Origin of the sequence: Streptomyces avidinii, assembly GCF_014650695.1 — a bacterium.
Taxonomy (GTDB): domain Bacteria; phylum Actinomycetota; class Actinomycetes; order Streptomycetales; family Streptomycetaceae; genus Streptomyces; species Streptomyces avidinii.
On record NZ_BMVL01000017.1, the window covers coordinates 1 to 13,061 of the forward strand.

At 72.8% G+C, this 13,061-nt stretch carries 11 protein-coding genes and 1 pseudogene; 7 read left to right on the forward strand and 5 right to left on the reverse strand.

Going from position 1 to position 13,061, the window contains the following annotated elements:
* Nucleotides 1-160 precede the first annotated feature (160 nt).
* Nucleotides 161-466 (forward strand): DUF6247 family protein, encoded by a 306-nt coding sequence (locus IE257_RS32025; RefSeq protein ID WP_372453107.1) that lies wholly within the window; start codon nt 161-163, stop codon nt 464-466.
* Nucleotides 463-753, forward strand: a complete 291-nt coding sequence (locus IE257_RS32030; protein WP_189973353.1) for a hypothetical protein — start codon at nt 463-465, stop codon at nt 751-753. The genes IE257_RS32025 and IE257_RS32030 overlap by 4 nt, the downstream gene beginning before the upstream one ends.
* Before the next feature lie 4 nt (nt 754-757).
* Here IE257_RS32030 and IE257_RS32035 read toward each other — a convergent pair whose 3' ends face one another.
* Genes IE257_RS32035 through IE257_RS32055 form a run of 5 tightly spaced genes read right to left on the reverse strand, consistent with a single transcriptional unit; the run spans nt 758 to nt 6,269 of the window.
* Nucleotides 758-2,068 (reverse strand): DUF58 domain-containing protein, encoded by a 1,311-nt coding sequence (locus IE257_RS32035; RefSeq protein WP_189973354.1) that lies wholly within the window; start codon nt 2,066-2,068, stop codon nt 758-760.
* The gene (locus IE257_RS32040) at nt 2,068-3,054 is read right to left on the reverse strand and encodes an AAA family ATPase (RefSeq protein WP_189973355.1); all 987 of its coding nucleotides are present in this window, start codon (nt 3,052-3,054) and stop codon (nt 2,068-2,070) included. The genes IE257_RS32035 and IE257_RS32040 overlap by 1 nt, the downstream gene beginning before the upstream one ends.
* Nucleotides 3,051-4,322: a DUF4350 domain-containing protein gene (locus IE257_RS32045; RefSeq protein WP_189973356.1), complete on the reverse strand. Its 1,272-nt coding sequence runs from the start codon at nt 4,320-4,322 to the stop codon at nt 3,051-3,053. The genes IE257_RS32040 and IE257_RS32045 overlap by 4 nt, the downstream gene beginning before the upstream one ends.
* Nucleotides 4,319-4,996: a DUF4129 domain-containing protein gene (locus IE257_RS32050; protein WP_229920792.1), complete on the reverse strand. Its 678-nt coding sequence runs from the start codon at nt 4,994-4,996 to the stop codon at nt 4,319-4,321. The genes IE257_RS32045 and IE257_RS32050 overlap by 4 nt, the downstream gene beginning before the upstream one ends.
* 10 nt (nt 4,997-5,006) lie before the next feature.
* Nucleotides 5,007-6,269, reverse strand: a complete 1,263-nt coding sequence (locus IE257_RS32055) for a DUF7847 domain-containing protein (RefSeq protein ID WP_189973358.1) — start codon at nt 6,267-6,269, stop codon at nt 5,007-5,009.
* Between the two features lie 304 nt (nt 6,270-6,573).
* Between IE257_RS32055 and mtrA the strand changes: the two genes are divergently transcribed.
* From mtrA to hpf, 5 genes and pseudogenes are all read left to right on the forward strand, one after another.
* Nucleotides 6,574-7,263, forward strand: coding sequence for a two-component system response regulator MtrA (gene mtrA, locus IE257_RS32060; protein WP_189973359.1), 690 nt, complete (start codon nt 6,574-6,576; stop codon nt 7,261-7,263).
* A 37-nt stretch (nt 7,264-7,300) separates the two neighbouring features.
* A pseudogene (gene mtrB / locus IE257_RS32065) lies at nt 7,301-9,046 on the forward strand (MtrAB system histidine kinase MtrB); the annotation flags it as partial.
* A 202-nt stretch (nt 9,047-9,248) separates the two neighbouring features.
* Nucleotides 9,249-11,120, forward strand: coding sequence for an LpqB family beta-propeller domain-containing protein (locus IE257_RS32070; protein WP_229920774.1), 1,872 nt, complete (start codon nt 9,249-9,251; stop codon nt 11,118-11,120).
* A 132-nt stretch (nt 11,121-11,252) separates the two neighbouring features.
* Nucleotides 11,253-11,987: a ComF family protein gene (locus IE257_RS32075; protein ID WP_189973360.1), complete on the forward strand. Its 735-nt coding sequence runs from the start codon at nt 11,253-11,255 to the stop codon at nt 11,985-11,987.
* Between the two features lie 327 nt (nt 11,988-12,314).
* Nucleotides 12,315-13,010: a ribosome hibernation-promoting factor, HPF/YfiA family gene (gene hpf / locus IE257_RS32080; RefSeq protein ID WP_229920793.1), complete on the forward strand. Its 696-nt coding sequence runs from the start codon at nt 12,315-12,317 to the stop codon at nt 13,008-13,010.
* The last annotated feature ends 51 nt before the right edge of the window (nt 13,011-13,061 follow it).

A 13,061-nucleotide genomic window follows, 5' to 3' on the forward strand; every position in this document is an offset into this window, starting at 1 on the left:
CATTGTGGGAAAGCCCCGCACCAACCCTTATGGGTTCGGTGCGGGGCTTTTCTGCGTTCACCACCCGAGCGGAGCTGGGTATCCTAGGGTTCTCCGTGGAGGACACACGATGACAGCACAGCATGCAGAAGCCGATGGCTCGCTCATTGCTCAGCCGGCCATGACTCGTGAGGCACTTCGCGACGCCGTGAGGCGGCTGGACATGCCGAGCCTCGCGGCCTTCGACAAGGAGTGTCACGAGGCGTTCGACCGGGCAGCCGAGACGGGGGCCATCAACCCGCTCCGGTTCTTTCTGATCAAGTGGGCCACCCACGTGGCCATCCACAGGTGGCCGATGAGGTCCGCGGCCCTGGCCGAAGCGGAGCGCGTCGCGGGCGACCCGACGGCGGGCGAGAAGGCCTTCCAGGTATCCATGGAGACCAGCAGCCGTATTCTGGCGGAGGCCCAGCGGGAGATCGGTCTGTGACCGACCGCGGCGAAGCCGTCGAGAACGAGCAAGGCTGGGCCTGGGAGTGCGATTCGAGCCGCGCGTGGGTCCTCGGCGATATGGGTGACGACTACCAGACACTCGTCAGCCGGATCATGGACGGTCTGGTGGACCTTGCCGCGATGGGTATCGACCCGAAGAGCGGCAGCCTGTACGAAGACCCGGCACCCATGCGGCTGCGTACCTACGAGGACGAGCACCTGATGGTCTGGTACCAGACCATCGGACACCGCTGCCGGGTCTACCTCAAACGGGTCAATCTCTGAGCGTTCAGAGGCGGCCGGCGGCCTTCAGGGCGAGGTAGGCGTCCGCGAGAGCCGGGGCCAGGGTGTCCGGGGTGGCGTCGACCACGTGGACGCCGTGGCGGGTGAGCTGTTCCGAGGTGCGGCGGCGCTGGGACTGGGTCTGGGTGCCGGCCGCGGCCTCGTACACCGCCTCCACCGTGCCCCGCGCGCCGGTCATGGTCGCGACATGGGGGTCGGCGACCGAAGCCAGCAGGACCGTGTGGCGCTGGGTGAGGCGGGGGAGCAGCGGGAGCAGGCCCTCTTCGATCGGGGCCGCGTCCAGGCTCGTCAGCAGCACCACCAGGGACCGGCGCGGGGCGCTGCGGAGGATGGTGGAGACCAGGGTCCGGGCGTCCGTCTCGACCAGTTCCGGCTCCAGCGGAGCCATCGCGTTGACGAACGAGGGAAGGGTGTCGGCCGCCGAGCGGCCCTGCACCTGGGCACGGGGGCGGCGGTCGTGGACCAGGAGGTCCACGCGGTCGCCGGCGCGGGTGGCCAGGGCGGCGAGGAGCAGGGCCGCGTCCATCGCCGAGTCCAGGCGCGGGGCGTCGCCGACGCGGCCCGCCGAGGTGCGGCCGGTGTCGAGGCAGATGAGGATGTGGCGGTCGCGTTCGGGGCGCCAGGTGCGGACGGCCACCTTGTTCTGGCGGGCCGTGGCGCGCCAGTCGATGGATCGGGTGTCGTCGCCGGGGACGTAGTCGCGGAGGCTGTCGAATTCGGTGCCCTCCCCGCGCGTCAGGACGCTGGTACGGCCGTCCAGTTCGCGCAGGCGGGCCAGCCGGGACGGCAGGTGCTTGCGGCTGGCGAAGGGCGGCAGGACGCGGACGGTCCACGGGGAGACCTGGGAGCCCTGGCGGGCCCACAGGCCCATGGGGCCGTAGGAGCGGATCGTGACGCGGTCGGCCCGGCGGTCGCCGCGCCGGGTGGGGAGCAGCCGGGTGGTCAGGCGGCGGCGTTCGCCCGCGGGGACGACCACCTCGTGGCGGGATGCCGCGGCCTCCGTGCCGGGGAGCCAGCTGCTGGGGGGCCAGGCGTCGCGGATGCGGGCCCGCAGCTTGCGGTTGCCGGGGTTGGTGACGGTGAGGTGGACGTCGGCCGGTTCGCCGAGGCGGACCGAGGTGTCGCCGGAGCGGGCCAGCAGGAGGCCGCGTACGGGCGCCGCCAGGGCGCAGTCGACCGCGCAGGCCAGTGCGATCGAGCCGTTGACCGCGAGCATCCCGGTCCAGCTCGGTTCGAGGAGGCCGACCGGGATGCTGCCGAGGGCCGCCAGCAGGGCGGCGCGTCCGGTGAGGGCCATCAGCGCGGGACGGGGACGTGGGAGAGGATCGCCGTGATGACGGCGTCGGCGGTGACTCCCTCCATCTCCGCTTCCGGGCGCAGCTGGACGCGGTGGCGCAGGGTCGGCAGGGAGAGGGCCTTGACGTCGTCGGGGGTGACGTAGTCGCGGCCGGTGAGCCAGGCCCAGGCGCGGGCGGTGGCCAGCAGGGCGGTCGCGCCGCGGGGCGAGACGCCGAGGGTGAGGGACGGCGATTCGCGGGTGGCGCGGCAGATGTCGACGACGTAGCCGGCGATCTCGGGGGAGACGGAGACCTTCGCGACGGCCCGGCGGGCGGCTTCGAGCTGGGCCGGGCCGGCGACCGGGCGGATCCCGGCGGCGTGCAGGTCGCGGGGGTTGAAGCCGGCGGCGTGGCGGGTCAGGACCCCGATCTCGTCCTCGCGGGAGGGGAGGGGGACGGTGAGCTTGAGGAGGAAGCGGTCCAGCTGGGCTTCCGGGAGGGGGTACGTGCCCTCGTACTCGACCGGGTTCATGGTGGCGGCGACGAGGAAGGGGTCGGGGAGCGCCCGCGGGGTGCCGTCGACGGTGACCTGGCGCTCCTCCATGGCTTCGAGGAGCGAGGACTGGGTCTTGGGCGGGGTCCGGTTGATCTCGTCCGCGAGGAGGAGGTTGGTGAAGACCGGGCCGTCCTGGAAGGAGAACTCGGCGGTGCGGGCGTCGTAGACGAGCGAGCCGGTGACGTCGCTCGGCATCAGGTCGGGGGTGAACTGGACGCGCTTGGTGTCGAGTTCCAAAGATGCGGCCAGAGCCCTCACGAGGAGGGTCTTGGCGACGCCGGGGACGCCTTCGAGGAGCACGTGGCCGCGGCACAGGAGCGCGACGACGAGGCCGGTGACGGCGGAGTCCTGGCCGACCACGGCCTTGCCGATCTCGGTGCGGAGCGCTTCGAGGGAAGCGCGGGCGCTGTCCGCGGTCACAGCCGTGGACTCGGTGGCCGGGTACGTCATGACGTACGGACCTCTCTTTCGAGGGCGTCGAGGTGGTCGGCGAGCGCGACGAGTGCCGCGTCGTCGGAGGGGATGGGGCCGAAGAGGAGGGCGGTCACGTCCCGGGGCTCGCCCAGGAGGCGGGCGGAGACGGCGGGGAGCAGTGCCACGGGGTCGTGGGCCTGGGTGTGCGGTACGCCGACCAGTGCGGCCAGGCGTTCGCGGGTGGCGGCGCGCAGCACGGTGGCGGCGCGGTCGCGGGCGTCGGCCTTGCGGTAGAGGCGGGCGCGGCCCTCGGTGGCCTCGGAGGCGCGGATGGCGACGGGGAGCTTCTCGGTGACGAGGGGTCCCAGGCGCCGGGCGCGCCAGAGGGCGGCGAGGGCGGCGGCGACGAAGAGCTGGAGCAGGGCCCACGACCAGCCGGCCGGGACGAGTTCGAGGAGGCTCCGGTCCTCGCCGGAGTCCCCGGTGCCGGGGTCGGAGTCCGCGAGGGACGGCAGGTACCAGACGAGGTCCGGGCGGGAGCCGAGGAGTTGGAGGGCGAGGGAGGCGTTGCCCTCGTCGGCGAGGCTCTCGTTGAGGAGGATCGTCTCGGAGCCGAGGAGGACGGTGTCGCCGCCGGCGGGGCCGGTGGGGAGGACGAGGAGGGTGGGGTGGCCGCCGCTGGGGTAGCAGCGGACGGCCCCGGGGAGGGCGGTGGCGTAGCGGTGGCCGCCTCCGGTGTCCGCGCGGCCGGCCGAGGTGGCGGCGGGCAGGGTGCAGCCGGGGTCGGGGCGGGCGGTGTCGGCGTCGCCCTCGGTGTGCACGCCGGGGGACAGGTCGGGGAGGCTGTGGCTGCCGGCGGCGAGCAGGACGGTGCGGCCGCCGGAGAGGTCGATGGCCGAGCGGATGACGTCGCGCTGGGTGGGGCCGAGCCGGTCGGGGTCGGTGACCAGGAGGGTGGTCCGGGGGCCGGCGGCGTCGGCGGCCTCGCGGGCCGTGGTGACGACGCGGGTGGTGACACCGCGTTCCTTGAGGAGCTCGACGACGGCGCGGCTGCCGGAGGGGTCGGCGGAGCGGGGGTCGAGGTGGCCGTGGCGGGTGCCGGAGTGGAGCACGGCGGTGGCGATGACGCCGGTGGCGAGGACGGCCACGACGGCGAGGGCGCGGCGGATCCGGCGCAGGCGGCGGGTGCGCGGGCCGGGGGTGTCGGGGGTGTCGGCGGTGGCGTTGCCCGCGGACTCCCGGGCGTCGGGCGCCGGCGGGGTCGAAATCGCCGCCGGCGGGGCCGGGTTGGTCGGGCCGGTCATGCGGTGGGTCCCGTCAGCAGCGGCTTTGCGCGGTCCAGGGCGAGGTCGAGGGTGCGCAGGCGGGCGTACGCGTCGGCGTCGGCGGTGCGGCCGCCGTAGGTGACGTCGTCGAAGGTACGGGCGGCGGCGCGGAGGTCCGAGGCGTGGTCGGGGAGGGAGCGGGCGGCTTCGGCGGCGGCCTCGTCGGCCGTGCGGCCGGGGCGCGGGTCGAGCAGGGTGCGCTCCTCCAGGGAGCGGACGACGGCGCGCATGCGTTCCTGGACGGCTTCGGTCCAGCGGCCGGCGGTGGCGTGGGCCTCGGCGGCCGTGCGGTGGTCGGCGGCGCTGCGGACGCCGTCGGAGAAGAGGACGCCGGCGCCGGTGGCGACCCGGCCGGGGGTGCCGAGGCGCCACCAGAGGGCGCCGCCGGCCAGGAGTACGAGGAGCAGGACCACGAGGAGGCCGAAGCCGCCTCCGGGGGTCGCCCCGGAGGCGGCGTCGAGCATGTCGTCGAGCCAGCCGAAGAACTTGCGCAGGGCGCGGTCCATCAGGCTCGGGTCGTTCTCGTGGTACATCGGCTTGGACAGTTCGCGTTCGGCCGCCTCCCGGGCGGGTTCGCGCGGTGTCGTCACCGGTGGTGTCTCGGCGCCCGGCAGGATCGCCGCGGCGCGGGTGATGAGGCCCCCCGTACTCATCATCGGTGCGTCAGCCTCCGGTCGTGCCGTAGTTCTCGAGGCCGGCGGCCCGGGCGAGTTCCAGGTCGAGTCCCTCGCGGCGGATGCGCTGGTCGACGTAGAGGAGGACGGTGACCCCGGACTGGAACGGCATGACGATGGTCTGGGCGATGATCAGGCCGATCGCGGGGAGGATGAGCATGGCCCAGTTGCCCGTGTCGCTGCCGGCTTCCATTGCTTCGAGGCCGCCGCCGAAGGCGAAGATGCCGAAGAACTGGAACGGCGCGACGATCATCATCGAGATGAAGAAGGCGAGCACGCTGGTGAGCAGCGTGATGCCGAAGATGCGCCACCAGGTGTCCTTGACGAGCTTCGAGGAGCGCGCGAAGGCCTTGAGGACGGTGCTCTTCTCCAGCATCAGGGCGGGTGACGCCAGGCTGAACTTGATGCCCAGCCAGACCAGCAGCGGCAGCCAGACGAGGCCGCCGACGATGCCGAGGCCGATGCTGCCGGCGAGGATGCCGGGCAGGATCAGTACGGCGCCGAGCAGGATCGCGCCGAGGGCCAGCAGCAGGGTGAGTCCTGTCAGGCGCAGCAGCTGGGGGCGGGACTCGCGCCAGGCGTCGGAGACCGAGGAGTTCTGGCCCAGCACGGCGCGGCTGAAGACCATGGTGAGCATGGCGGTGACCACGATCGTCCCGAGGAACTGGATGAACTGGACCACCGCCGACGCGGCGAAGGTGCTGCCCAGGGTGTCGATCATTTCTTCGGCGCTGACGTCGTCGGAGGTGGCGACGACGAGGTCGTCCAGCATGAGCTTCTGCAGGATCACGCTGATGACCTGGACGACCGTGGCCACGACCAGGGTGATCGGCAGTACGGAGCGCCAGTGGGTGCGCATGGTGGCGACCGCGCCGTCGAGGATCTCGCCGAGGCCCAGGGGCCGCAGCGGGATCACACCGGGCTTGGCGGCCGGGGGCGGGCCCCACTGGCCGGGGCCGCCCGGGTACCCGTACTGGGGCCCGTTCTGGCCCGCGTGGGGGCCTGTGGGCTGCTGTCCCCAGCCCGTGGCGGGCTGGGGCTCTGCCTGCGGGGCCTCGGGCGACTGGCCCGGGCTCGACCACTGACCGGGCGGGGGCTGCTCGGCGGACCACTTCGGGTCGCCGGCGGGCTGTGCGGGCTGCTCCGGCTGTGCGGGCGGTGTGGTGGGCTGCTGCGCGCCGCCGTCGGTACCCGGCCGCTCGCCGTCGGACGGAGAGGATCCGGGCGTAGCCCAGCCCGGAGAGTCGTTCATCGTCGCTCCTTCACGTGCGCCTGCTGCGGCGGGGGCGCTGGTCGCTGCCATCGTGCCACGTGGGGGGCCCGAACGGAGTAGGGGGTGGGCGGCGGATCGGGCGCCGTGGCGGGTGTTCCGGGGCCGGTGGTGACCGGTCGGACGGGTCCGGGCGGTACCCGGGGTCTCCGACAGCCCGTACCTTCAATTGTCGACCCGATCAGGGGCAGACTGGTGGAGAGGATCTCCACGCAGGTCCGAGGGTCGATTTCCAGCCTTTTTGGCTGTGGGACAGCTCACCGCCGGGTAACGATTAGCTAATGGGATGATGTCAAGCATGAAGGGACGAGTCCTTGTCGTCGACGACGACACCGCGCTGGCCGAGATGCTCGGCATTGTGCTGCGTGGAGAAGGTTTTGAGCCGTCGTTCGTAGCGGACGGTGACAAGGCGCTGGCTGCCTTCCGGGAGGCGAAGCCCGACCTGGTGCTGCTGGACCTCATGCTGCCCGGAAGGGACGGCATAGAGGTGTGCAGGCTCATCCGGGCCGAGTCCGGCGTACCGATCGTCATGCTCACCGCCAAGAGCGACACGGTGGACGTTGTCGTGGGTCTGGAGTCCGGGGCCGACGACTACATCGTCAAGCCGTTCAAGCCGAAGGAGCTGGTGGCCCGTATCCGGGCCCGCCTGCGCCGGTCGGAGGAGCCCGCGCCCGAGCAGCTGGCCATCGGTGACCTGGTCATCGACGTGGCCGGGCACTCGGTCAAGCGCGACGGTGCTTCCATCGCCCTGACCCCGCTGGAGTTCGACCTGCTGGTCGCCCTCGCGCGCAAGCCCTGGCAGGTGTTCACCCGCGAGGTGCTGCTGGAGCAGGTCTGGGGCTACCGGCACGCGGCGGACACCCGCCTGGTCAACGTGCATGTCCAGCGTCTGCGCTCCAAGGTCGAGAAGGACCCCGAGCGCCCCGAGATCGTCGTGACGGTGCGCGGTGTCGGCTACAAGGCCGGACCCAGCTGACGTGCAGTCCGGCACGTCCACGTCCGGCACGTCCGCCATGTCCGGCGCGTCGGGCGCGTCCGGCCGGGGTCCGGGCGGTGCCCACCCGTGGAGGCTGCGCCTCGGCCGGCTGTTCCGCGGTGGCGCGTCCGGCAACCGCGTCCTGCGGCTCTTCGTGCGCGTGGCGCGCCGGCCGCTGCTTCCGGCTGTCCGGTTGTGGCGGCGCAACATCCAGCTGCGGGTGGTCGCCGCCACGCTGCTGATCTCGCTCGCCGTGGTCCTCGCCCTCGGTTTCGTCGTCATCGCCCAGGTCAGCAAGGGTCTGCTCGACGCCAAGGAGGAGGCGGCGCAGAGCCAGGCCGCGGGCGGGTTCGCGGTGGCGCAGGAGAAGGCCAATGCCCCGGCCACGGTCGACGGGCCCGACGCCACCGACAACAAGGTCGGCCGGGACGCCAGTACCTGGATGAACTCCCTGGTCAAGCAGTTGGCCAGTGGTGGCCAGACTGCCTTCGAGGTCGTCGCGCTCGGCGCGGGCACCGGCGAGCAGGCGCTGCCCGGTGTGCAGGGCGTCAAGGGCGCCCGGGCCTCGGGCAACGTGGACCCGACCGCCAGCGTCCCGCTGGGGCTGCGCCGGGCCGTCAACCACGCCACCGGCGCCTTCAAGACCTTCTCCGAGATCCGCTACACGAGCGGGGACGGGAAGAAGGAGCCCGAGCCGGCGCTCGTCATCGGCAAGCGGCTCTCGGACATCAACGGCGACCCGTACGACCTGTACTACCTCTTCCCGCTCACGCAGGAGGAGGAGTCCCTCAACCTGATCAAGGTCACCATCGTGACCGCGGGCATGTTCGTCGTCGTCCTGCTCTGCGGTATCGCCTGGCTCGTCGTGCGTCAGGTGGTGACGCCGGTCCGGATGGCCGCCGGGATCGCCGAGCGGCTCTCGGCCGGGCGGCTCCAGGAGCGAATGAAGGTCACCGGTGAGGATGACATCGCGCGGCTGGGCGAGGCCTTCAACAAGATGGCGCAGAACCTCCAGAACAAGATCCAGCAGCTGGAGGAGCTGTCCCGGATGCAGCGCCGGTTCGTCTCGGACGTCTCGCACGAGCTGCGCACCCCGCTGACGACGGTCCGGATGGCCGCCGACGTCATCCACGACGCACGGGTCGACTTCGACCCGATCACCGCGCGTTCCGCCGAGCTGCTCGCCGGTCAGCTCGACCGGTTCGAGTCGCTCCTCGCCGACCTGCTGGAGATCAGCCGCTTCGACGCCGGTGCGGCGGCCCTGGAGGCCGAGCCCATCGACCTGCGCGACGTCGTGCGCCGGGTCATCGACGGCGCCGAGCCGCTCGCCGAGCACAAGGGCACCCGGATCCGGGTCCTGGGCGACACCCAGCCCGTCATCGCCGAGGCCGATGCGCGCCGGGTGGAGCGGGTGCTGCGCAATCTCGTCGTCAATGCCGTGGAGCACGGCGAGGGCCGCGACGTGGTGGTCCGGCTGGCGTCCGCGGGCGGGGCCGTCGCCGTCGCCGTACGGGACTACGGCGTCGGGCTGAAGCCCGGCGAGGCCACCCGCGTGTTCAACCGCTTCTGGCGGGCCGACCCGGCGCGGGCGCGCACGACCGGCGGGACCGGCCTCGGCCTGTCCATCGCCGTCGAGGACGCCCGGCTGCACGGGGGCTGGCTGCAGGCCTGGGGCGAGCCGGGCGGCGGCTCGCAGTTCCGGCTGACGCTGCCGCGTACGGCCGACGAGCCGCTGCGGGGCTCGCCCATCCCGCTGGAGCCCGAGGACTCCCGGGCCAACCGGGCCAGGGCCGCCGCCGAGGCGCAGGCCACGGGCAGGGCCTCGGGCCGTACGTCCCCCGAGGGCGGCGACCGCTCGCCGATACCGCCGCGCTCGGCCGTCGCCGGAGCGATGCCGGTGCCCGCCGACCCGACGGCCCTTCCGGGGAACGGGGCCCGGGTCGTGGCCCGCCCGGCCGACCAGGCACAACAGGAGGACCGAGCCGATGGACGCTGAGCCCTTGGACGCGTGGGCCGGGCGTGCGCGGGTGCGGCGCCGACGGCTGCGTACCGTACGGGCGTACGCCTTCGGCGCGGCCGGGCTGCTGCTGGCCGGCTGCGCGTCGATGCCCGACCACGGGGAGATCCGCCCGGTGCAGGCGTCGCAGGGCGTCGACTCGCAGGTGCGGGTCTTCGGTGTGCCGCCCGCGGACAAGGCCAGCCCGGCGGAGATCGTCGACGGCTTCCTGGAGGCGATGACCAGCGACGACCCGCAGCTGGAGACCGCACGCAAGTACCTCACCGAGGAGGCCGCGAAGAGCTGGCGACCCGGCTCCGCCGTCACCGTGCTGTCCTCCGGGCTGAACCGGGTTGCGACGCGGGGCGAGAAGGATCCCGAGGGACCCAGCTGGAAGGTGACCGGCAAGAAGCTGGCGACCGTGGACGAGCGCAGCGCGTACCAGCCGGAGACCGGCGACGCGCAGTACGAGGAGTTCCTCCAGCTCGTCCAGGACGACGAGAAGCAGTGGCGGATCTCGAAGCCGCCCAGCGGCCTCGTGCTCAGCGAGTCGGACTTCCAGCGCATCTACATGCCGGTCAACAAGTACTACTTCGCGGCCGGCACGCTCGTCGCCGACCCCGTCTACGTGCGCCAGCGCACCGACCCTGACTCGCGGATGGACCCGACCACGCAGACCGTGCAGTCGCTGCTCGCGGGGCCGTCCCGTTGGCTCGGCCCCGTCGTCGAGTCGAGCTTCCCGACGGGCACGGAACTGCGTCCGGGTACCAAGTCCCTTTCCTACGACGGCCAGAACACGCTGCGCGTGCCGCTCAACGACAAGGCCGACAATGTCGCGCAGCCGCAGTGCAAGAAGATGGCCGCCCAACTCCTGTACACGGTGAAGGAGCTGACGGGCTCTCGGCTCGACCAGGTCGAACTGCTGCGCGCCGACGACAAGTCGTCCTCGCTGTGCTCGGTGACCGAGGTGAGCGCGGCCGCGATCGCGGGCCGGCCCGCGATCCCCGAGTACCAGTACTTCGTCGACAAGGAGAAGCGGCTGGTCCGGATGAAGCTGGACACGCACAGCGAGGACCAGCAGGCCAAGCCCGAGCCGGTGCCGGGGCCGCTGACCACGCCTCCCGCCTTCAAGGTCAGCTCGGCGGCCGTGACCTACGACGAGCGGCGCGCGGCCGTGGTGTCCGAGGACGGGCACGGGCTGACCGTCGTCCCGCTGGTCGGCGGCGGTCCCATGCCGCAGCCGATGCCGATCGGCAGGGGCGGCAAGGCGGCGACGCTGACCGCGCCCAGCTGGGACGCGGCGGGCGACCTGTGGGTCGCGGACCGCGATCCGCAGAACGTCGCGCTGTGGCGGGTGCCGGGCGGCGCCGGGACTCCCGAGAAGGTGCAGGTGGCCGGGCTCGGCGACGGGAAGATCACCTCGCTGAAGGCGTCCCCCGACGGAGTGCGGATCGCGCTGCTCGTGGAGCGGGACGGCCACAAGAAGCTGTACGTCGGGCGGATCGAACGGCCCGACGGCAAGGGCGACTCCTCGGCGGTGTCGGTGCGCGAGCTGCGCGATGCGGCCCCGCAGATGGTGGACGTGACGACGATGAGCTGGGCGCCGCGCGGGCGGCTGCTCGTGGTGGGCCGCGAGAACGGCGGCGTGCAGCAGGCCCGCTACATGCTGGCCGACGGCTCGATGATCGCGGCGAGTCTGCCCGGGGCCACCGGGCTGTCGGAGGTCGCGGTGGCGGCCACGGAGGACGAGGCGAAGCCGAAGCCGGTGGTTGCGTTCTCGGAGGACGGCATCGTGTGGCTGCCGCCGGGTGCCCAGTGGCGCACGGCGGCGGACGGCCGGGCCCCGGTGTACCCGGGCTGACCTGCGGTCGCCCCCGTCGGTCGGTCGGTCGGTCGGCGGGCGGGCAGGTCGCCGGGTCGAGGCGGTCACCGGCCGGTCGCGCGGCTGTCCACAGGGGTGGCGGGCGGCGGTCCCGCCCGCCAGTGTGGAGCCATGCGGGGGTGGTGGCAGGAACTAGCCGGGCTGGTCCTGCCGGTCGACTGCGCCGGCTGCGGTGCGGCGCGGGTGCTGGTGTGCGCCGAGTGCCGGGACGTGCTGGGTGGGGCCCCGGCCGGTCCGGTGCGGCCGTCTCCGCGGCCCGAGGGCCTGCCCGCCGTATGGGCCGCAGCCGTCTACGAGGGGGGCGTACGGAGCCTCCTGCTGGCGCACAAGGAGCGCGGGGCGCTGCCGCTGGCCGGGGTGCTCGGCGCTGCCCTGGCGGCGGCCGTCCTGGCGGGCGGGACGGGTGGCCCCGGGCAGGCGGGCGAGGTGGCCCTGGTGCCCGTCCCGTCGGCCCGGCGGCAGGTACGGGCGCGGGGGCACGACCCGGCGCGCAGGATCGCCCTGGCGGCCGCGGGGCGGCTGCGGCGGGCCGGTGTTCCCGCGCGCGTGGCTCCCGTACTGGGGCTGCGGCGGGCGGTGGCGGACCAGGCGGGCCTGGGTGCCCGGCAGCGCCGGGAGAACCTCGCGGGGGCGCTGGCGGTGCGCCGCGGCGGGCGGCGGCTCACGGACGGGGCCCGGATCGTGCTGGTGGACGACCTGATCACCACCGGGGCGACGCTGGCGGAGGCGGCCCGCGCGGTGCGCGCCGAGGGCCCGGCCGGAGGCCCGGGGGCGGTGCTGCGGGCAGCGGTGGTGGCCGCGCCGGCGGACTCCTTCAGACGGATCGAAGGGGCGCCACGCGATTGAGTAACTCGCACAGAAGAAAAATCCGTGTGAGTAGATTTGGAACTGGCGGGGAAGGCCCATCGTTGCAGGTAGTACGAGGGAACAGCCACTTCGCCGGAAGTACATCCCGGTAGCGGGTGCCGACAACCGCCATAGAGGGATATGTTCGGTTGTAAGGAACTCAGGAGGCTGTCTCTCGACTCCGAAGTCGGTGGGGTGTTGATCTTGCCGATGGGGGAGGAGGAGGTGAAAGTCGCCAAGTCCGAGGCTCCGGCCTTCACCGGAGTCTGGTGCGAAAGGGAGACGCTTCGCCCCGTCGGGCGGAGCTATCCGGGAACGGAGTTCTGCGTGGACATCGTCGTCAAGGGCCGCAAGACCGAGGTGCCCGAGCGGTTCCGCAAGCACGTGGCCGAGAAGCTGAATCCGGAGCGGATCCAGAAGCTCGACGCCAAGGTGATCAGCTTGGACGTCGAGGTGTCCAAGGAGCACAACCCGCGCCAGGCCGACCGTTCCGACCGCGTGGAGATCACCCTGCATTCGCGGGGCCCGGTGATCCGTGCCGAGGCCGCCGCCGCCGACGCGTACGCGGCGCTCGACCTCGCTCAGGACAAGCTGGAGGCCCGGCTGCGCAAGCAGCACGACAAGCGCTACACCCGCCGCGGCAGCGGCCGGATCCCGGCGGCAGAGGTTGCCGATGTGGTGCCGGGAGTGGCCTCGCTGAACGGCAGCGGCCAGCCGGTGTCGGAGGAGAAGACGGACGGGGTACCGATCACCCGGATCGGATCCATCGAGGTGCAGGGCGAAGGCCCGCTCATCGTCCGCGAGAAGACCCACTCGGCCGCCCCCATGTCGCTCGACCAGGCCCTGTACGAGATGGAACTGGTCGGCCACGACTTCTATCTGTTCGTCGACTCCGAGACGAAGCTGCCCAGTGTTGTCTACCGCCGTCATGCCTATGACTACGGCGTCATCCACGTGAATCCCGACGGAGCCTCCAGCTCGGAGGAGCCGCGGGGCGGCGCCGGTGGCGCGCTCGGCGGCTGACGGAGGCCGAGCACCATCCTGTTCGGTGCCCCCGCGCAGGCGCTCAGGCGC